Raw genomic sequence first — 19,139 nt, forward strand, 5'->3', positions numbered from 1 at the left:
CACCCTGTAGGGGCTGCCGCAGGCTGCGATCTTTTGATCTTGCTTACAAGCAGGTCGCCAACGCCGCCAATCGGCGCTTGGCGACAAAATCGTCATGCTGTGCGTAATAGCTCAACGCTGTACCCGAGGCGTCGGTGCTCACGTCCACGAAGGACTCGGCCGAACGGGTGTAGACCGTCGAGCCGCCCTTCTTGCCCGGCTGCAAATACGCACCCGCATCAACGCCGAATACCGCTTCGTCCTGCCAGGCAAACTGCACGCACTGGGCAACAATTTTTTCCGGTTTGTCCGAGGTCAGGGTTTTGTACGGGGTTTTGGTGCGGGCGTCATTCATCGCCGATCCGGCGCAGCCCGCCAGCAAGGTTGCGGCCAGCGCCATCATCAGAATTCGCATTGCGTTCGCTCATCAGGAAAAAGCGGACTGTATCACCGCAGCGCAGCGCATCGTTCTGCTTTACTTCATTTATACCGCGACACCGCGCAACGATTCGCGCACCCTGTCGCGCCATTAACGCCGCATCGCCCATTTTTTTCGGGCGCTTTTTTTCTGGAAAGGTCATGACACCCAACGCCGAATACTACAAACCGACTGCTGAATACGCCGACAAATTGATCAGCCAGATCGGTCAGACGCCTTCCTGGATCGCCAAGCGAATTGGCGTCACCGACAAGCGGATTCGCTACATTCTCGATGGCGAAAGAACCGTCAAAGGCGAAACCACGCCGATCCAGATGACTTACCCCGAGCAATTTGCCCTGGAGTGTCTGGCCGCGGCTGCCAAGGCGAGCAAAAAGCAGTCTTCCAAGGAGTGACCATGGCGGCAACCGAACAGCAACACGAGCAGGCGCTGAAAAAGTTTCTCGATCAACGCCCTGAGCTGCGTGTCGAACTGGACAACCTGAATCCACTGTTGGCCCAGGCCAAGGGCGAGACAGTGGCGCAGTACCGCGACGAGCGTTTGCATGAAGCGTTCGAAGCCGAGGCCGAGCGCCTGGGCTTGTTTGCCTGGGAGCTGACGCTGCAACTGACTGCTGCCACGCCTGAGGACTACCTGGCCCAACGCCTGGAGGTGCACAAGGAAGTCGCGGAGATGGCCGGCATGGACTGGCTGGAGTATTGCGAGTTATATGGGCTAACCAAATAATCATCGCTGCTCAAGGAAGTCCTCTTCAATGTTGCCTTCTCCGTCAGGCACCCGGGCCACGCCGGGGCATCTGCATACCCATAAATGGCGCGGACGCATCGGCCTGTCGCTGGTCGCCGGTTTGTCGGTGCTCGCCGGCATGACCGATGCCATCGGTTTCATGGCGAGCGGCGACTTCGTGTCCTTCATGAGTGGTAACACCACCCGCCTGGCCGTGGCGATCAGCGATGGCGACTTTGGGCTGACGCTGCGCCTGGTCATCCTCGTGGCCACGTTCGTCGCTGGCAACGCCTTGGGCATTGTCGTCAGCCGGTTCGGTGGCCGACGGGCGCTGCCATTGATGCTGTGCATCGCCACATTGCTGTGCGGCGCTGCGGCCTGGCCCTATGACCTGCAATTGCCGGCGCTGCTGGCGACGATCATTGCCATGGGCATGCTCAATGCCGCCGTGGAAGAAGTGAACGGCCTGCCGGTCGGGCTGACCTATGTCACCGGCGCGCTGTCGCGATTTGGTCGCGGGCTGGGACGGTGGATGCTGGGCGAGAGGCGCAATGGCTGGCGAGTGCAGCTGATCCCGTGGGCCGGGATGTTTGTTGGTGCGGTGCTTGGCGCGGTGCTGGAACATCATCTTGGGCTCAGGGCGCTGTTTGTCAGCGGGCTGCTGGCCGGGGCGCTGGGATTGCTGTCGTTGAAAATACCGCGGCGTTGGCAGTTGGGTTACATGCCGCGCTGAGCAGGTGATCAAATCCTGAATTTATGTTGCCGGGAAGTCCGTCTTCGCGAGCAAGCCCGCTCCCACACTGGATCTGCGGCGGACCACTGTTTTGTGTTCGACATAAATCCAGTGTGGGAGCGGGCTTGCTCGCGAAGGCAGCGACTCGGTCTTCAAGTAAACGCCCTTCGCCGCCCCGCCGATAAAGCTTTATCATGGCCGCAGTTTTGCTGATCGAGCTCATCATGAAATTCGCCATTGCGCTGTTTTCCGCCGCCCATGCGCCCTCCTCGCGCCGCGCCTTGCTGTTCGCCCAGGCCGCGCTGGCCGACGGGCATGAGATTGTCCGGCTGTTTTTCTATCAGGATGGCGTCTATAACGCGTCCGCCAGCGTGGTCACGCCTCAGGACGAGCAGGATTTGCCCATGCAATGGCGCAACTTTGTTATTGAGCATCAACTCGATGGCGTGGTCTGCATCGCCGCCGCTCTGCGCCGCGGGGTGTTGAACGAGGAAGAAGCCCAGCGCTATCAGCGTGAAGCAGTAGCGGTGGGTGCGCCGTGGGAATTGTCCGGCCTCGGCCAGTTGCATGACGCGGTGCAGGACGCTGACCGCTTGATCTGTTTCGGAGGCGCGTGAAAATGGCCAAATCCTTGCTGATGATCAGCCGTCAGGCGCCGTGGTCCGGGCCGAACGCACGGGAAGCGCTGGACATCGTGCTGGCCGGCGGCGCCTTCGATCTGCCGATCGGCCTGCTGTTTCTCGATGACGGCGTGTTCCAGCTCGCCAATGAACAGAACGCCAAGGCCCTGCAACAGAAAGACCTGAGCGCCAACCTGCAAGCCTTGCCGATGTTTGGCGTCGAAGACCTGTTCGTGTGCGGTGAAAGCGCCGCGACCCGTGGTCTGGACCCCGAAAACCTGTCGCTTGAAGAAGCCCGGGTGCTGGACGCCCAGGAAATCACTGCCCTTATTGATCGTTACGACCAGGTGATCACCCTCTGATGTCGACTTTGCATGTGTTGTCTCATTCCCCTTTCGGCGATGACCGCCTGAGCAGTTGCCTGCGCGTGATCGGCGCCAACGATGCGCTTTTGCTGAGTGGCGATGCGGCTTATGCCTTGCAGCCAGGCACCGTGCCATTCAGCGCGCTGCACGCCCGCGGCCTGAAGTTATTCGTACTGGCCGAAGATGCTCAGGCACGGGCGCTGCAAGTCCCGGACTGGGCCAAGTCCATCGACTACCCGGCCTTCGTCGAATTGTCGATTCACTACGACAAGGTCAACAGTTGGCTATGAAATCCCTGACGGTCGGCGCCCGCGCCGTTGAACTGGACAAGGACGGTTTCCTGGTCGAACTGAGCGACTGGTCTGTCGAGGTGGCCGCCGCCCTCGCCGCCGCCGAAGACATCGAGTTGAGCCCGGAACACTGGGAAATTCTCGAACTGCTGCGCAGCTTCTACGACGAATTCCAGCTGTCCCCCGCGACCCGCCCGCTGATCAAGTACACCGCATTGAAACTCGGTCCCGACAAGGGCAACAGCCTGCACCTGAACCGACTGTTCAAAGGCACCCCTGCCAAACTCGCCGCGAAACTGGCGGGCCTGCCCAAACCGACGAATTGCTTATGACCGACTATCCAGCACTGACCCTCGAAACGCCCGCCGAGCACCCGTTCGCCCAGTTCGTGCGGATGCTTGGCAAGGGCAAACGTGGCGCTCGTAACCTGACTCGCGAAGAAGCCCGTGAAGCCATGGGCCTGTTGCTCGACGACAAGGTCGAGGACACCCAGCTCGGCGCCTTCCTGATGCTGTTGCGGCACAAGGAAGAAAGCGCCGAGGAAATGGCCGGGTTCACCGAAGCCGTGCGTGAACGCCTGAATCCGCCAGCGCTGGCGGTTGATCTGGACTGGCCGACGTATGCCGGCAAGAAGCGTCACCTGCCGTGGTACCTGCTGGCGGCCAAGTGCCTGGCGCAGAACGGCGTGCGCATTTTCATGCATGGCGGTGGCGCGCACACGGCCGGGCGACTGTACAGCGAACAACTGCTCGAGACGCTGAACATTCCACTATGCCGCAACTGGCGGCAGGTCGGCGCGGCGCTCGATCAGGGCGGGCTGGCGTTCATGCCATTGGTGGACTGGGCGCCGCAACTTCAGCGAATGATCGACCTGCGCAACACCTTGGGCCTGCGCTCGCCGATCCATTCCCTGGCGCGAATTCTCAACCCGCTGGGCGCTCGCTGCGGTCTGCAAAGCATTTTCCATCCCGGCTATCAGGCCGTGCATCGCGAGGCCAGCGGTTTGCTCGGCGATACCGCCATCGTGATCAAGGGTGATGGCGGCGAAATCGAGATCAACCCGGATGCCGACAGTCACCTGTATGGCACCACCGGCGGCGAAAGCTGGGATGAAGAATGGCCACAGCTGTCGACCCAGCGCCACGTCAAACCGGCCAGCCTCGATCCCGAGCATTTGAAAGCGGTGTGGCGTGGCGACGTGGTCGACAGCTACCCGCAAATGGCGTTGATCTCGACCATGGCCCTGGCATTGCGCGGCCTCGGTCAGCCCCGCGAGCTAGCGTTCGAAACCGCCCAGCAGTATTGGGATGCAAGGGATCGATCGATTTAACCGATCATAACTGCCTAACCTTTGCGCTTTTTGTTCGAACCTATGCGCATAGACTCCTCTCCAACGCTTATCGGTTGAGGAGTTTTGCACATGGGTTTGTTAGTCGAAGGCCGCTGGCAAGATCAGTGGTATGAAAGCAAGGACGGCACGTTCCAGCGTGAACAGGCACAACGTCGCAACTGGCTGACCGCCGACGGCAAGCCAGGCCCCACCGGCATCGGTGGTTTTGCCGCCGAGGCCGGTCGCTATCATCTCTACGTCTCCCTCGCCTGCCCGTGGGCTCATCGCACGTTGATCCTGCGTAAGCTCAAAGGCCTGGAAAACCTGATCGATGTGTCGGTGGTGAGCTTTCTGATGCTGGAAAACGGCTGGACCTTCGACAAGGCTCATGGCTCGACTGGCGACAAGCTTGGCGATCTGAAATTTCTGCACCAGCGCTACACCACCGATACCGCCGACTACACCGGCCGTGTCACGGTCCCGGTGCTCTGGGACAAGCAGACAAATCGCATCGTCAATAATGAATCGGCGGAAATCATCCGCATGTTCAACAGCGCGTTCGATGATTTGACCGGCAACGACCTGGATTTCTACCCGGTGCCATTGCGGGCCGAGATCGATGCGCTGAACGAGCGGATTTATCCGGCAGTGAACAACGGCGTGTATCGCGCCGGGTTTGCCACTTCGCAGCAGGCTTATGAAGAAGCGTTCGATGAATTGTTTGCTGAGCTGGATCGGCTGGAGCAATTGCTGGGCGCGAATCGGTACCTGACGGGCGAATACCTGACGGAAGCGGATATTCGGCTGTTCACTACGATGATTCGTTTCGATGCGGTGTACTTCGGGCACTTCAAGTGCAACCTGCGACGGATTGCCGATTATCCGAATCTGTCGAACTGGCTACGGGAGATTTATCAGTGGCCGGGGATAGCCGAGACGGTGAGTTTTGAGCACATCAAGAATCACTATTACGGTAGCCACAAAACCATTAATCCGACCGGGATCGTGCCTAAAGGGCCGGCGCAGGATTTCACTGCGGCTCATGATCGGGCGCGGTTGAAGGGGAAAGGGGTTTGGCGTAAGGCTGAGGTTTGATCCGAGCATGGGGGTGGTTTTGAGGGCCCCTTCGCGAGCAAGCCCGCTCCCACATTTGATCTGTGTCTGGCCATGAATCTGTGGCTGAACACGATCTAATGTGGGAGCGGGCTTGCTCGCGAAGGGAACAACTCGGTGTTCAGACCTGCGCCTGAGCCCCTTCAAACCACGCCAGTTTCTCGCGCAATTGCACCACTTCCCCGACGATCACCAGGGTCGGTGCATGCACTTCATGCTCCGCCACCAGCCGTGGAAGGTCGGCCAGGGTGCCGGTAAACACCCGCTGATTGACCGTGGTGCCCTGCTGGATCAACGCCGCCGGGGTATCGGCCGCGCGACCGTGCTTGATCAACTGCTCGCAGATGATCGGCAACCCCACCAACCCCATGTAAAACACCAGGGTTTGCGCCGGTGCGACCAGATCGGCCCACGGCAAATCGGTGGAACCGTCCTTCAAGTGCCCGGTGACAAACCGCACCGACTGCGCGTAATCGCGGTGAGTCAGCGGAATCCCGGCATAGGCCGCGCAACCACTGGCCGCGGTAATGCCCGGCACCACCTGGAACGGAATGCCATGGGCCGCCAGTTCCTCGATCTCTTCGCCACCGCGCCCGAAAATGAACGGATCGCCGCCCTTCAAGCGCACCACGCGTTTGCCGGCCTTGGCCAGATCCACCAGATGCTGGTTGATCTGTTCCTGAGGCACGGCGTGATCGGCGCGGCGCTTGCCGACGTAGACCCGCTCGGCATCGCGACGGCACAAATCCAGAATCGCCGGCGCCACCAGACGGTCATACAGCACCACATCGGCTTGCTGCATCAGACGCAAGGCGCGGAAGGTCAACAGGTCGGGGTCACCCGGCCCGGCGCCCACCAGATAAACCTCGCCGGTAGCGACAGGTGCTTCGCCATTGATTTTCGCCAGCATCAAGCGCTCGGCCTCGGCGCCCTGCCCGGCCAGTTGCCGGTCGGCAATCGGGCCCTGGAAGACATCCTCCCAGAACGCCCGGCGCTGTTGCACATCCGGAAACAGGCCTTTGACCTGAGTGCGGAAACGCGCCGCCAGACCGGCCAGTTGCCCGTAGGTAGAAGGAATCCAGGTTTCCAGCTTGGCGCGAATCAACCGCGCCAGCACCGGCGCATCGCCGCCACTGGACACCGCAATGATCAATGGAGAACGGTCGACGATCGCCGGGAAGATCACGCTGCACAGGGCCGGCGCATCCACCACGTTGACCGGCACGCAACGCCGATGAGCATCAGCGGAAACTTGCGCGTTCAGCGGTTCGTCGTCGGTGGCGGCGATGATCAGCCCGCAACCGTCCAGATCCGTTTCGGCGTAACCACGCACCAGGCACTCGCCACCGCTGCCGACCACTAGCTCGCGCAGTTGCGGTTCGATTTGCGGTGCAACCACCCGCAGCAGCGCACCGGCTTCGGCCAGCAGGCGGGATTTGCGCAAGGCAATCTCCCCTCCGCCGACGACCAATACACGACTGCCGCGAAGGTTATGAAACAGCGGCAGATAGTCCATTTAGCCGATAACCTCAAGGCCACCCATGTACGGCTTGAGCACTTCAGGTACACGGATCGAACCGTCGGCCTGCTGGTAGTTCTCGAGCACCGCCACCAGGGTACGGCCGACCGCCAGCCCGGAACCGTTCAGGGTGTGAACCAGCTCAGGCTTGCCGGTTTCCGGGTTGCGGAAGCGTGCTTGCATGCGGCGGGCCTGGAAATCGCCGCAGTTGGAGCATGAGGAAATTTCGCGATATTTGTCCTGGCTTGGAATCCACACTTCCAGGTCGTAGGTCTTGACCGCGCTGAAGCCCATGTCACCCGTGCACAGCGCCAGGGTGCGATACGGCAGTTCCAGCAGTTGCAGGACCTTCTCGGCGTTGGCGGTCAGGCTTTCCAGCGCTTGCATCGAGGTCGATGGCTCGACGATCTGGACCATCTCGACCTTGTCGAACTGGTGCTGACGGATCATGCCGCGAGTATCGCGACCCGATGCACCGGCCTCGCTGCGGAAGCACGGCGTGTGGGCCACGAACTTGATCGGCAGCAGTTTCGAATCGACGATCTCGCCAGCGACGATGTTGGTCAGCGACACTTCAGCGGTCGGGATCAGGTACAGATCGGCTTCGCCATCGCGGCTGATCTTGAACAGGTCTTCTTCAAACTTCGGCAGCTGACCGGTGCCCTGCAACGCAGGCGCTTGCACCAGGTACGGGGTGTAAGCCTCTTCGTAACCGTGTTCATTGATGTGCAGGTTGATCATGAACTGTGCCAGTGCACGGTGCAGACGGGCGATCGGGCCGCGCAACAGGGCGAAACGGGCGCCGGACAGCTTGGCGGCGGTTTCGAAGTCCAGCCAGCCGAATTTCTCGCCCAGGGCTACGTGGTCCTGAACCGGGAAATCGAAGGCTTTAGGCGTGCCCCAGCGGCGCACTTCTACGTTGCCTTCTTCATCATCGCCGACCGGCACCGATTCGTGCGGCAGGTTCGGGATGCCCAGCAGGATCGAATCCAGGTCGGTCTGGATCGCGTCCAGCTCGAGTTTACCGGCGCTCAACTCACCCGCCATGCGCTCGACGTCCGCCATCAATGGCGCGATATCTTCGCCGCGCTGCTTGGCCTGACCGATGGACTTGGAGCGCGCGTTACGTTCAGCCTGCAGAGCTTCGGTGCGGGTCTGGACGGTCTTGCGCTGTTCTTCCAGCGCTTCGATGCGCGCAACATCCAGGGCAAAGCCACGGGATGCCAGGCGGTCCGCTACGTCCTGAAGGTTGCTACGTAACAGTTTGGAATCGAGCATGTCGGTTTCTCGTTATCAAAGTTTGGTCAGGGACAGGCCAGCCCAGGTGGCGAGCAGCCCGCCGAATACGCTGATGACCGCATAGCCCAGGGCCAGCGGCACTTGCCCGGTTTCCAGCAGGCGCACCGTATCCAGTGAAAAGGATGAAAAAGTCGTCAGCCCCCCAAGGAAGCCGACCATCAACCCGGCGCGCACCGCAAACGGTACCTCCGGGCGTATCAAAAACAGGCCGTACAAAATGCCGATCAGCAGACAGCCCACGATATTAACGGCCAGCGTCGCGGTATAGAAGTGCCGCGGCCAATTCGCGTTGATCCAGTTACCGGTGGCAAAGCGCAACAGCGTACCGGCGACACCGCCGACAGAAACGGCAACGATCAATGGAATCACTTTTTTCTCCGCTGTCGGGGGCTCAGACGATCAAGCTGCGCCAGGTGGTTCAGCTTTTCGCCGATCTTCAGCTCCAGGCCGCGGGGCACTGGTTGATAAAACCGTTGCGGTTCGAGCTCGTCCGGGAAGTAGTCTTCGCCAGCGGCGTAGGCATCCGGTTCATCGTGGGCGTAACGGTATTCGTCGCCATAACCCAATTGCTTCATCAACTTGGTCGGCGCATTGCGCAGGTGCAGTGGCACTTCGAGGGAACCGTGTTCGGTGGCGCTGCGCATCGCGGCTTTGAAGCCCATGTACACCGCATTGCTTTTCGGCGCGCAGGCCAGATACGTGATGGCCTGGGCCACTGCCAACTCACCTTCGGGGCTGCCAAGGCGCTCCTGCACTTCCCACGCCGCCAGGCACAGGCTCAGGGCGCGAGGGTCGGCGTTGCCGATGTCTTCGCTGGCCATGCGCACCACGCGCCGGGCCAGGTACAGCGGGTCGCAACCGCCGTCGATCATCCGCGCGAACCAATACAGCGCGCCATCGGGATTGGAGCCGCGCACTGATTTATGTAGCGCGGATATCTGGTCATAGAAAGCTTCGCCACCCTTGTCGAAGCGCCGACGGGTGTCACCGAGCAGACTTTGCAGCAGGTCGACGCCGATTTCGCTGTTGTCTTCGGCCAGGTCCGAGGCATTTTCCAGCAGATTGAGCAGACGTCGGCCATCGCCATCGGCGGCGGATAACAGCATCTGGAAACCTTCATCGCTGAGGGTCAGTTGCCGCTTGCCCAGCCCACGCTCTTCGGTCAGCGCGCGATGCACCAGCTTGCGCAGGGCCGCTTCGTCGAGGCTTTTGAGCACATAGACGCGCGCCCGGGACAGGAGCGCGTTATTGAGTTCGAATGAGGGGTTTTCGGTGGTCGCGCCGATGAAAATCAGCGTGCCGTCTTCAACGTACGGCAGGAACGCATCCTGCTGGGACTTGTTGAAGCGATGCACTTCGTCGACAAACAGGATGGTGCGTTTACCGTATTGCCCGGCCTGCTGCTTGGCGACTTCCACCGCCTGGCGGATTTCCTTCACGCCCGCCAGCACCGCCGAAACCGTTTCGAAGTGCGCATCGGAGACTTCCGCGAGCAACCGCGCCAATGTGGTTTTACCCACCCCCGGCGGCCCCCAGAAAATCATCGAATGCAGGGCACCCTGCTCCAGCGCTTCGCGCAATGGCTTGCCGCGAGCGAGTAGGTGTTCCTGACCGACGTACTCGTCCAGATTGGTCGCACGCAGGCGTGCGGCCAAGGGTTGAGCAATGGGGGCGCTGCGAAACAGGTCCATCACGTGCGGTTGAAACCTCGTTTTTTTACGTAGTTCTCAAGTCTGGCGAAATCCTGTGGCGAGGGAGCTTGCTCCCGCTGGGGCGCGAAGCACCCCCAAAATGGGACTGCTGCGCAGTCCAGCGGGAGCAAGCTCCCTCGCCACACAAGCCAGCTCCCACGGGTTCTGCGTTTTATTCCTGGATCACGTCGGCACCCTTGGGGATGTCGAACTTGAATTTGGACGCAGGAATCGGCTCGTTGGCCTTCACACCTGTAAACAGGATATTAGTGCGCTGACCGACGCTATCAATCAGCTGCATGTCATTGACCAGACCGTTGCGGAACGACAGACGCAGGCTGTCGAACAGGGTGTCTTTGGTTTTCGGCTTCAGGGTGAAGTCGATCACGCCGCCGGCTTCCTTGGCGCTGATGTCGAAGCTCTGGCTGATCTTGGACACATCACCGGACAGCAACAGGGCCGGAGTCTGGGTCAGACGCTGGTCAAGGGTCTTGATGGTGACCTGCTCCAGGTCCGGGTCCCACAGGGAAACCTTCTTGCCGTCGGACACCATCAGCTGCTCTTGCGGCGCATCGGTGTGCCAGTAGAACAGGCCCGGGCGCTGCAAGGACATTTGACCGGCGGTTTCCTGCAACTGGGTACCGCTGCCATCAAGGGTCAGCTGGGAGAAACGCGCGGTCAGGGTCTGGGATTTTTCCAGCAGTTGAGTCAGACGCGCCACGTCCTTGTCATCGGCGTGAGCCGAGAGCGTGGTCAAAGCCAGTACCGGCAGCAGCAACATGCGGATAAGACGCATGGGAGTCCTCATAAACATTCGTGGGAGTGCGGGCGGCGCCTCAAGACACCGCCCCTTTCAAAACCGGATCAGTCGCGCACCGGGCCGGGGGCCAGGACTTCACGCGAACCGTTGGTGTTCATGGACGTCACGACCCCGGCCATTTCCATGGCTTCGATCATGCGCGCCGCGCGGTTGTAGCCGATTTTCAGCTTGCGCTGAACCGCAGAGATGGACGCACGACGGCTTTCCAGGACGAACTGCACCGCTTCGTCGTACAGCGCATCGGTTTCGGCATCATCGTCACCACCACCGCCGCCGTTTTCAAAACCGCTACCGGCTTCTTCGACACCGGCGAGGATGTCGTCGTTGTATTCCGGCGCGCCGCGCAGTTTCCAGGCTTCAACCACCCGGTGAACCTCATCGTCGGACACGAACGCGCCGTGAACACGAATCGGCAGGCTGGTGCCCGGCGGCATGTACAACATATCACCGTGGCCCAGCAGTTGTTCGGCACCGCCCTGGTCGATAATGGTCCGCGAATCGATCTTGCTCGATACCTGGAACGCCATACGGGTCGGAATGTTCGCCTTGATCAGACCGGTGATCACGTCCACCGACGGCCGCTGGGTCGCGAGAATCAAGTGGATACCCGCCGCACGGGCCTTCTGGGCAATACGGGCGATCAGTTCTTCAACCTTCTTGCCGACGATCATCATCATGTCGGCGAATTCGTCCACGACCACGACGATGGTCGGCAGTTTTTGCAGCAGTGGCGCTTCGTCGTGGATGCTTTCGCGCTTGTACAGCGGATCGCTCAACGGCTCGCCGGCGTCCTGGGCTTCCTTGACCTTGGCGTTGAAGCCCGAGAGGTTACGCACACCCATCTTCGCCATCAGTTTGTAACGCCGCTCCATTTCGGCGACGCTCCAGCGCAAGGCGTTGGCGGCGTCCTTCATGTCGGTGACCACTGGACACAACAGGTGCGGAATGCCTTCGTAGATCGACAGTTCAAGCATTTTCGGGTCGATCATGATCAGCTTGGCGTCTTCCGGGCCAGACTTGAACAGAATCGACAGAATCATCGCGTTCACACCCACCGACTTACCGGAACCGGTTGTACCGGCCACCAGCAAGTGCGGCATTTTCGCCAGGTCGGTGATCACCGGTTTGCCACCGATGTCATGACCCAGGGCCAGGGTGACCGGGGACTTGAAGTTATCGTACTCGGGGGTCGACAAGACTTCGGAGAAGCGCACGATCTGCCGGTCTTCGTTAGGAATCTCGATACCGACCGTGGTCTTGCCCGGGATCACTTCCACGACACGCACACTGGTCACGGCCAGGGAACGGGCCAGGTCTTTCGCCAGGTTGGAGATGCGGCTGACTTTGACACCGGCTGCTGGCTGGATTTCGTAACGGGTAATCACCGGGCCCGGGTGAATCGAATCCACCGAAACCTCGACGCCAAATTCCTTAAGCTTGATTTCCAGCAAGTGGCCGACGGCCGCCAGGGATTCGGGCGAATAATTGAGTTGTTTCTTTTCCGCGGGGTCGAGAATCGAGATCGGTGGCAAGGTGCCTTCCACGGCGCTGTCGACGAACAACGGCGCCTGCTTCTCTTTTTCCACGCGCTTGCTGGGGGCTGCCGGTTTGGGCGGCGCCGGGGCAATCACCGGCGGCACCTGTTTCTCGCGCTCGGACATGTGCTTGCTCAGGGCTTGCTCACGCTCGATCAGGCGCTCCTTGACCTTGGCCTGCTCGCGTTTGTCGGTGACGGTCGGCGCGACCACGTCGTGCACGCGATCATCGACCTCACGCAGCTGGGCAACCAGTTGCTTACGTTCGATACGCGCCGCCCACCAGCGATTGGCCGCGCCTTGAAACAGTTCGAACAGATCAAGGGTGATCTTGCCGGTGACGTCCATCACCTTGAACCACGACAGGTCGGTGAACACCGTCAGGCCGAATAGGAACAGCGCGATGAACAATAACGTGCTGCCCTGGATGTTCAGCGCGTTCCGGGCCAGATCGCCGAGGCTTTCGCCCAAAGCGCCGCCCGCGCCGGCCGGCAGACCGGTCGCCGCATGGAAATGGATGTGGGCCAGCGCCGCACCCGACAGCACCAGGAATACCAGGCCGATCAGGCGCCAGGAGAACAGCCAGCCGCTCCACTGCCACGGCTCGTGGCGCTGGCGGAAGATCTGATACGCCTTGATCGCCAGCAACAGCGGGAAAATGTAGGCGAAGTAACCCAGAACCATGAACAGGATGTCGGCGCTGTAAGAGCCGGCCGGCCCGCCGAAGTTCTGCACATCGTCGATCTTGCTGTTATGGCTCCAGCCCGGATCGTCTTTGCCGTAGGTCAACAAAGCCATCATCAGGAACAGGCACAAGGCGCCGATGGCGATCAATGCACCTTCCTTGAGCCGGTAGTGCAATTGCTGGCGCCAGAGCGGGACGACTGTTTTAGGTGCTGCGGTGGATTTCTTCAAAACGCTTCTTTTCCTGCGCCCATGGCGCGTCCATCTGTTGAATGACTATAAAAACTGCCCAATCCAGGCAGGTAAAAAAGTTAACAGGCGCAACTGGGACTACTTTTAACATTGTGCCCCGGTTTTTCGGAATACGGCACGCACCGCTTTTTTGATACAAACACTGTTACAAGCAGGCATTGTACGGGTTTGTTCGCCCGATGCCATGCTTGAGACCCTTGGGTGCAGCATAGCCAACAGCACAGTACGCGCAGTCCAATTTGAGCATGCATTCTCTTTTGTGACAAAGGCTTATGAGGTGTTTTTATGACTGAAGCGAAGCATTCCCGCCTGATCATTCTGGGTTCCGGTCCCGCCGGTTACAGCGCAGCCGTTTATGCCGCTCGCGCCAACCTCAAACCCGTTGTCATCACCGGCATACAGGCAGGTGGCCAGCTGACCACCACCGTCGAAGTTGACAACTGGCCCGGCGACGTCGAAGGCCTGACCGGCCCGGTACTGATGGAACGCATGCAAAAACACGCCGAACGCTTCGACACAGAGATCGTTTACGACCACATCCATACGGCCAAGTTGCAACAGCGCCCGTTCGAGCTTATCGGCGACAGCGGCACCTACACCTGCGATGCGCTGATTATCGCCACCGGCGCTTCGGCCCAATATCTGGGGCTGCCATCGGAAGAAGCCTTTGCCGGCAAAGGAGTCTCCGCCTGCGCCACCTGCGATGGGTTCTTTTACCGCAATCAGGTGGTCGCGGTGGTCGGCGGAGGTAACACGGCCGTAGAAGAAGCGCTGTACCTGTCGAATATCGCCAAGGAAGTTCATCTGATACACCGTCGCGACAAATTGCGCTCGGAGAAGATCCTCCAGGACAAACTGTTCGAAAAAGCCGCCAACGGCAATATCCGCCTGCACTGGAACCAGAATCTGGACGAAGTATTGGGCGATGCCAGCGGCGTGACCGGTGCCCGCCTGCGGCACAGCCATACGGGCGAAACCCATGAATTGCCGCTGGCCGGCGTATTCATCGCCATTGGCCACAAACCCAATACCGACCTGTTCCAGGACCAGCTGAAAATGCGCGACGGCTATCTGCTGATCAAGGGTGGCAGCGAAGGAGATGCCACCGCCACGGACATTGCAGGCGTGTTCGCCGCCGGTGATGTGGCCGATCATATTTACCGCCAGGCGGTGACGTCCGCCGGGGCCGGCTGCATGGCCGCGCTGGATGCGGAGAAGTATCTCGATGACATCCCCACCGTTTGACGGTTAACCTCCTCAAGGCGGGCTCAGCGGCCCGCTACCGCCCTCCCCTTCTGCAAGCCCGGATGCCATGCTGACTTGGTTACAACGCAACACCCTGACCTTCCCGCCGCTGGAAAAAGCCATGCGCGACCCCAACGGGCTGCTGGCCGCGGGCGGCGATCTGTCCGCCAATCGCCTGATTCAAGCCTATCGTCACGGCTGCTTTCCGTGGTTCTCGGAGGGCCAGCCGATTCTGTGGTGGTCGCCGGACCCACGCACGGTACTATTTCCCGACGAACTGCATGTTTCCCGCAGTTTGAACAAACTGCTGCGCCAACAGCGCTACCAAGTGACCTTCGATCGGGATTTTGCCGCAGTCATACGCGCCTGCGCCGCACCGCGCGAGCACGCTGACGGCACCTGGATCACCCAGGCGATGCAGGATGCCTATGTCGAACTGCACAGGCGTGGTTACGCCCATTCGGTGGAAGTCTGGGACGATGGCGCGCTGGTCGGCGGGCTCTACGGCTTGGCTATGGGGCAGTTATTCTTCGGCGAATCGATGTTCAGCCGCGCCGACAACGCTTCCAAATATGGCTTCGCCACTCTGGTGCGACACCTGAAAGAGTCGGGTTTTGTGCTGATCGACTGCCAGATGCCTACCGATCATCTGCACAGCCTGGGTGCCCGAGCGATTCCGCGCCGCGAATTTGCCGGCTATCTTGCGCGACACCTGGATCAACCCGGCCGTGCCACTTGGGTTTGCTGAGCGACATTGGCGCGTGTGGCTTACACTTAATGCGGGGAAACTCATTGAGAGCGCCCCCTAATCAAAAGCTTATCCCGAGGGTTGATCATGACCGAGTTGGCGCGTTTGAAGTTTTATGCCACTCAGCCCCACTCTTGCAGCTATCTGCCCGAGGAGCAGGCCACGACGCTGTTCCTCGACCCTAGTCAGCCCATGGATGTGCACGTCTATGCAGACCTGTCGGAAATGGGTTTTCGTCGCAGTGGCGATCATCTCTACCGACCCCATTGCCAGCATTGCAATGCGTGCGTACCGGCGCGCATTCCTGTGGCGCAATTTACGCCCAACCGCCAGCAGAAACGCATTCTCAAACGCAATGCCGACTTGCAGGTGCGTCCGACCAGACCAAAGTTCAGCGAAGAGTACTTCGACCTTTATCAGCGCTACATCGAACAACGTCATGCCGACGGCGATATGTATCCGCCAAGCCGTGACCAGTTTTCGACTTTCCTGGTGCGTGACCTGCCCTTCTCCCGTTTCTACGAATTTCGTCTCGAAGGCCGCCTGCTGGCCGTGGCCGTCACTGACTTGCTGCCCAACGGCCTATCGGCGGTCTATACCTTCTACGAACCCGCAGAAGAGCGTCGTAGCCTGGGGCGCTACGCCATCCTCTGGCAAATCGGCGAAGCCCGGCGCCTGGGGCTGGAAGCGGTTTATCTCGGCTACTGGATCAAAAACTGCAAAAAAATGAGCTACAAGACCCAATATCGCCCTATCGAACTGCTGATTAATCAACGTTGGGTCATCCTGAGCTAGTGCCCTGTCTCGCAAATACTGTTCCTTTTTGACGGCGTCTGTTGTCATCCTGCTGCGTTGCCGCTCCTTGCCATCGCGGGCTATGACTCGTCGCGGCGCCTTGCCTGACGACAACAGCCACTCGCCAAAAGAGGAACGTATTTGTGAGACAGGACACTAACCCCTTGGCTTAAACCCCATTTTTCGGGCACAATGCACGCCGCTTTTGCCTGGCGCAGTTGCACCGGGCCATTCATTGGACACCGAGGGCTTTACTGCATGTCGAAAGAAGACAGCTTCGAAATGGAAGGCACTGTCGTCGACACCCTGCCCAACACCATGTTTCGTGTGGAGTTGGAAAATGGGCACGTCGTAACCGCGCATATCTCCGGCAAGATGCGCAAGAACTACATCCGTATTCTTACCGGCGACAAAGTGCGCGTCGAGCTGACGCCCTATGACTTGAGCAAAGGGCGCATCACCTACCGCGCTCGCTAATCAAGTCAATACAAAACGCCCGGCTATGCCGGGCGTTTTTGTTTGCGGATCGTTCCCACGCTCTGCGTGGGAACGATCAAAGATCGCAGCCTTCGGCAGCTCCTACAGGGGGATCGGCGTATAACAGACAGACAGCAAAAAGGCGCTTTTCAGCGCCTTTTTGCTTTGTTGCGGCTTAACGTCAGGCCATTTCAGCCGTGGTCTCGAACTCGAAAGTCAGTTCGCCGTCCTTGATGTCGATGTGTACCACACCGCCATGTTCGGCCAATTCGCCAAAGAGGATCTCTTCGGCCAGTGGACGCTTGATCTTGTCCTGGATCAAACGTGCCATTGGACGAGCGCCCATTGCCGAGTCGTAACCACCGGCCGCCAGCCAGCTGCGAGCAGCGTCGGTGACTTCCAGCAGCACACGCTTGTCTTCCAGTTGCGCCTGAAGTTCGGTAAGGAACTTGTCCACCACGCTTTTGATGACCTCATGGCTGAGGCGACCAAACTGGATAATGGTGTCCAGACGGTTACGGAATTCCGGCGTGAAGCTCTTCTTGATCACTTCCATCGCATCGGACGAGTGGTCCTGATAGGTGAAACCGATCGAAGCACGCGCTGCAGTTTCAGCGCCGGCGTTGGTCGTCATGATGACGATCACGTTACGGAAGTCCGCCTTGCGCCCGTTGTTATCGGTCAGCGTACCGTGGTCCATGACCTGCAACAGCAGGTTGAAGACTTCCGGATGCGCCTTCTCAATTTCATCGAGCAACAGCACGCAATGAGGCTGCTTGGTGATGGCTTCGGTCAGCAGACCGCCCTGGTCGAATCCGACATAGCCTGGAGGCGCACCGATCAAGCGCGATACGGTGTGGCGCTCCATGTATTCAGACATGTCGAAGCGAACCAGCTCGACGCCCAACGCCTTGGCCAGTTGCCGCGCGGCCTCGGTTTTACCCACACCGGTCGGCCCTGCGAACAGGAACGAACCGACGGGCTTGTCAGGCGACTTGAGGCCGGCACGGGACAGTTTGATCGCAGTCGACAGCGAGTCGATCGCCGCATCCTGGCCAAATACCGTGAGTTTCAGGTCACGTTCAAGGTTACGCAGCAGTTCTTTGTCGGAACTGGTGACGTGTTTTGGCGGAATTCGCGCGATTTTAGCGACAATGTCCTCGACCTGAGGCACTTCGATGCGCTTCACGCGTTTCTCGATCGGCTGCAGACGCTGGTAGGCGCCCGCCTCGTCGATGACGTCGATGGCCTTGTCCGGCATGTGCCGGTCATTGATGTAACGCGAGGCCAGTTCCGCAGCGGCGCGCAGGGCTTCATCGCTGTATTCGATGCTGTGGTGCGCTTCGAAACGCCCTTTCAGGCCACGCAGGATGCCAATGGTGTCTTCCACCGAAGGTTCCGACACATCGACCTTCTGGAAGCGCCGAGCCAGAGCACGGTCCTTCTCGAAGATTCCGCGGAATTCCTGGAACGTTGTCGAACCGATGCAGCGAATATCGCCCGAAGACAGCAATGGCTTGAGCAGATTCGACGCATCCATGACGCCACCGGACGCAGCGCCCGCACCGATGATGGTGTGGATCTCGTCGATGAACAGGATCGCCTGCGGACGTTTTTTCAGCTCATTGAGCAGCGCCTTGAAGCGCTTCTCGAAATCGCCGCGGTATTTGGTCCCGGCCAGCAAAGCCCCCAGATCGAGGGAATACACCACGCTATTGGCCAGCAGGTCCGGCACCTGATTGTCGACAATGCGTTTGGCCAGGCCTTCGGCAATCGCGGTTTTACCCACGCCTGCCTCGCCCACCAGCAATGGATTGTTTTTGCGACGACGCGCGAGGATCTGCGCGACGCGCTCGACCTCCAGCTCACGGCCTACCAACGGATCGATACGACCCTGGCGCGCGAGTTCGTTGAGGTTGCTGGCATAAGCATCCAGAGGATTGCCTGAAGAAGAAGACTCACCGCCCTCGTCGTCCTGCATATCTTGTTCACCTTCAGAGTGATCGCCATGCCCCGGCACTTTGGAAATGCCATGGGCGATGTAGTTGACGACATCGATGCGCGCAACGCTCTGCTGTTTCAGCAGAAACACGGCTTGACTCTCTTGCTCACTGAAGATTGCGACCAGCACGTTAGCACCAGTCACTTCGCGTTTGCCCGAGCTCTGTACATGAAAGACAGCACGTTGCAGTACACGCTGGAAGCCCAGGGTTGGCTGGGTTTCACGATCCTCGTCATGAAGCGGGATCAATGGCGTGGTGGAGTCAATGAACTCCTGCAGATCATGCTTGAGTTTGTCGAGGTTTGCGCCGCAGGCACGCAAAACGGTGGCGGCAGCCTCATTATCCAATAGGGCCAGCAGAAGGTGCTCGACAGTCATGAATTCATGACGCTTCGAGCGAGCCTCCTTGAAGGCAAGATTGAGGGTGACTTCGAGCTCGCGGTTTAACATAGCTTCACCTCATACCCAAGTGGTCG

General features: G+C 59.8%; 22 protein-coding genes. 13 read left to right on the forward strand and 9 right to left on the reverse strand.

Annotated features, from left to right (window positions below; genetic code table 11):
* Positions 1-43: 43 nt before the first annotated feature.
* Both ABH909_RS21960 and ABH909_RS21965 read right to left on the reverse strand, forming a co-directional pair.
* Complete coding sequence (locus tag ABH909_RS21960; RefSeq protein WP_123493811.1) at positions 44-394, reverse strand: hypothetical protein; 351 nt, start codon at positions 392-394, stop codon at positions 44-46.
* Positions 327-560: a hypothetical protein gene (locus tag ABH909_RS21965; RefSeq protein WP_429437055.1), complete on the reverse strand. Its 234-nt coding sequence runs from the start codon at positions 558-560 to the stop codon at positions 327-329. The genes ABH909_RS21960 and ABH909_RS21965 overlap by 68 nt, the downstream gene beginning before the upstream one ends.
* Here ABH909_RS21965 and ABH909_RS21970 point away from each other — a divergent pair.
* The 9 genes from ABH909_RS21970 (at position 559) to ABH909_RS22010 (ending at position 5,578) form a co-directional block, all read left to right on the forward strand.
* Positions 559-813: a hypothetical protein gene (locus tag ABH909_RS21970; RefSeq protein WP_008008546.1), complete on the forward strand. Its 255-nt coding sequence runs from the start codon at positions 559-561 to the stop codon at positions 811-813. The two genes, ABH909_RS21965 and ABH909_RS21970, sit on opposite strands and share 2 nt — an antisense overlap.
* A gap of 2 nt (positions 814-815) precedes the next feature.
* Positions 816-1,145, forward strand: a complete 330-nt coding sequence (locus ABH909_RS21975) for a DUF6388 family protein (protein WP_429437058.1) — start codon at positions 816-818, stop codon at positions 1,143-1,145.
* A 28-nt stretch (positions 1,146-1,173) separates the two neighbouring features.
* The gene (locus tag ABH909_RS21980) at positions 1,174-1,878 is read left to right on the forward strand and encodes a YoaK family protein (RefSeq protein WP_429437061.1); all 705 of its coding nucleotides are present in this window, start codon (positions 1,174-1,176) and stop codon (positions 1,876-1,878) included.
* Positions 1,879-2,102: 224 nt separating this feature from the next.
* Positions 2,103-2,495: a sulfurtransferase complex subunit TusD gene (gene tusD / locus ABH909_RS21985; RefSeq protein WP_429437064.1), complete on the forward strand. Its 393-nt coding sequence runs from the start codon at positions 2,103-2,105 to the stop codon at positions 2,493-2,495.
* A 2-nt stretch (positions 2,496-2,497) separates the two neighbouring features.
* Positions 2,498-2,860, forward strand: a complete 363-nt coding sequence (gene tusC, locus ABH909_RS21990) for a sulfurtransferase complex subunit TusC (RefSeq protein WP_429437066.1) — start codon at positions 2,498-2,500, stop codon at positions 2,858-2,860.
* On the forward strand, positions 2,860-3,153 hold the full coding sequence (gene tusB / locus ABH909_RS21995) for a sulfurtransferase complex subunit TusB (RefSeq protein ID WP_429437069.1): 294 nt from the start codon (positions 2,860-2,862) through the stop codon (positions 3,151-3,153). The genes tusC and tusB overlap by 1 nt, the downstream gene beginning before the upstream one ends.
* A complete protein-coding gene (locus ABH909_RS22000) occupies positions 3,150-3,485 on the forward strand; it encodes a TusE/DsrC/DsvC family sulfur relay protein (protein WP_429437072.1) in 336 nt (111 codons plus the stop codon). Before tusB ends, ABH909_RS22000 begins: the two co-directional genes overlap by 4 nt.
* A complete protein-coding gene (locus tag ABH909_RS22005; protein ID WP_429437075.1) occupies positions 3,482-4,483 on the forward strand; it encodes a glycosyl transferase family protein in 1,002 nt (333 codons plus the stop codon). Before ABH909_RS22000 ends, ABH909_RS22005 begins: the two co-directional genes overlap by 4 nt.
* Before the next feature lie 90 nt (positions 4,484-4,573).
* The gene (locus ABH909_RS22010) at positions 4,574-5,578 is read left to right on the forward strand and encodes a glutathione S-transferase family protein (RefSeq protein WP_429437076.1); all 1,005 of its coding nucleotides are present in this window, start codon (positions 4,574-4,576) and stop codon (positions 5,576-5,578) included.
* 139 nt (positions 5,579-5,717) lie between these two features.
* Here ABH909_RS22010 and cysG read toward each other — a convergent pair whose 3' ends face one another.
* The 6 genes from cysG to ABH909_RS22040 form a co-directional block, all read right to left on the reverse strand.
* Complete coding sequence (gene cysG / locus ABH909_RS22015; protein ID WP_123493798.1) at positions 5,718-7,112, reverse strand: siroheme synthase CysG; 1,395 nt, start codon at positions 7,110-7,112, stop codon at positions 5,718-5,720.
* On the reverse strand, positions 7,113-8,393 hold the full coding sequence (gene serS, locus ABH909_RS22020) for a serine--tRNA ligase (RefSeq protein ID WP_429437079.1): 1,281 nt from the start codon (positions 8,391-8,393) through the stop codon (positions 7,113-7,115).
* Positions 8,394-8,408: 15 nt separating this feature from the next.
* Positions 8,409-8,783, reverse strand: a complete 375-nt coding sequence (gene crcB / locus ABH909_RS22025) for a fluoride efflux transporter CrcB (RefSeq protein ID WP_429437082.1) — start codon at positions 8,781-8,783, stop codon at positions 8,409-8,411.
* On the reverse strand, positions 8,780-10,105 hold the full coding sequence (locus ABH909_RS22030) for a replication-associated recombination protein A (RefSeq protein ID WP_429440058.1): 1,326 nt from the start codon (positions 10,103-10,105) through the stop codon (positions 8,780-8,782). Before ABH909_RS22030 ends, crcB begins: the two co-directional genes overlap by 4 nt.
* Positions 10,106-10,277: 172 nt before the next feature.
* Positions 10,278-10,901: an outer membrane lipoprotein chaperone LolA gene (gene lolA, locus ABH909_RS22035; RefSeq protein ID WP_007904916.1), complete on the reverse strand. Its 624-nt coding sequence runs from the start codon at positions 10,899-10,901 to the stop codon at positions 10,278-10,280.
* Between the two features lie 68 nt (positions 10,902-10,969).
* Positions 10,970-13,375 carry a DNA translocase FtsK gene (locus ABH909_RS22040; protein WP_429437085.1) on the reverse strand — a complete coding sequence of 802 codons (2,406 nt, stop codon included), beginning with the start codon at positions 13,373-13,375 and terminating at the stop codon, positions 10,970-10,972.
* 306 nt (positions 13,376-13,681) lie between these two features.
* On the opposite strand from ABH909_RS22040, the gene trxB reads away from it, so the two are divergent.
* From trxB to infA, 4 genes are all read left to right on the forward strand, one after another.
* Positions 13,682-14,641 carry a thioredoxin-disulfide reductase gene (trxB, locus tag ABH909_RS22045; protein ID WP_429437088.1) on the forward strand — a complete coding sequence of 320 codons (960 nt, stop codon included), beginning with the start codon at positions 13,682-13,684 and terminating at the stop codon, positions 14,639-14,641.
* Positions 14,642-14,708: 67 nt separating this feature from the next.
* Positions 14,709-15,389: a leucyl/phenylalanyl-tRNA--protein transferase gene (gene aat, locus ABH909_RS22050; protein WP_429437091.1), complete on the forward strand. Its 681-nt coding sequence runs from the start codon at positions 14,709-14,711 to the stop codon at positions 15,387-15,389.
* Positions 15,390-15,476: 87 nt separating this feature from the next.
* Positions 15,477-16,184 carry an arginyltransferase gene (locus tag ABH909_RS22055; RefSeq protein WP_429437094.1) on the forward strand — a complete coding sequence of 236 codons (708 nt, stop codon included), beginning with the start codon at positions 15,477-15,479 and terminating at the stop codon, positions 16,182-16,184.
* 258 nt (positions 16,185-16,442) lie between these two features.
* On the forward strand, positions 16,443-16,661 hold the full coding sequence (gene infA / locus ABH909_RS22060) for a translation initiation factor IF-1 (RefSeq protein WP_002553999.1): 219 nt from the start codon (positions 16,443-16,445) through the stop codon (positions 16,659-16,661).
* A gap of 181 nt (positions 16,662-16,842) precedes the next feature.
* On the opposite strand, the gene clpA is transcribed toward infA, so the two are convergent.
* Positions 16,843-19,113 (reverse strand): ATP-dependent Clp protease ATP-binding subunit ClpA, encoded by a 2,271-nt coding sequence (gene clpA, locus ABH909_RS22065; RefSeq protein ID WP_429437097.1) that lies wholly within the window; start codon positions 19,111-19,113, stop codon positions 16,843-16,845.
* Positions 19,114-19,139 lie beyond the last annotated feature (26 nt).

The sequence above is a fragment of the Pseudomonas sp. BS3782 TE3695 genome (genome assembly GCF_050435305.1).
GTDB lineage: Bacteria > Pseudomonadota > Gammaproteobacteria > Pseudomonadales > Pseudomonadaceae > Aquipseudomonas.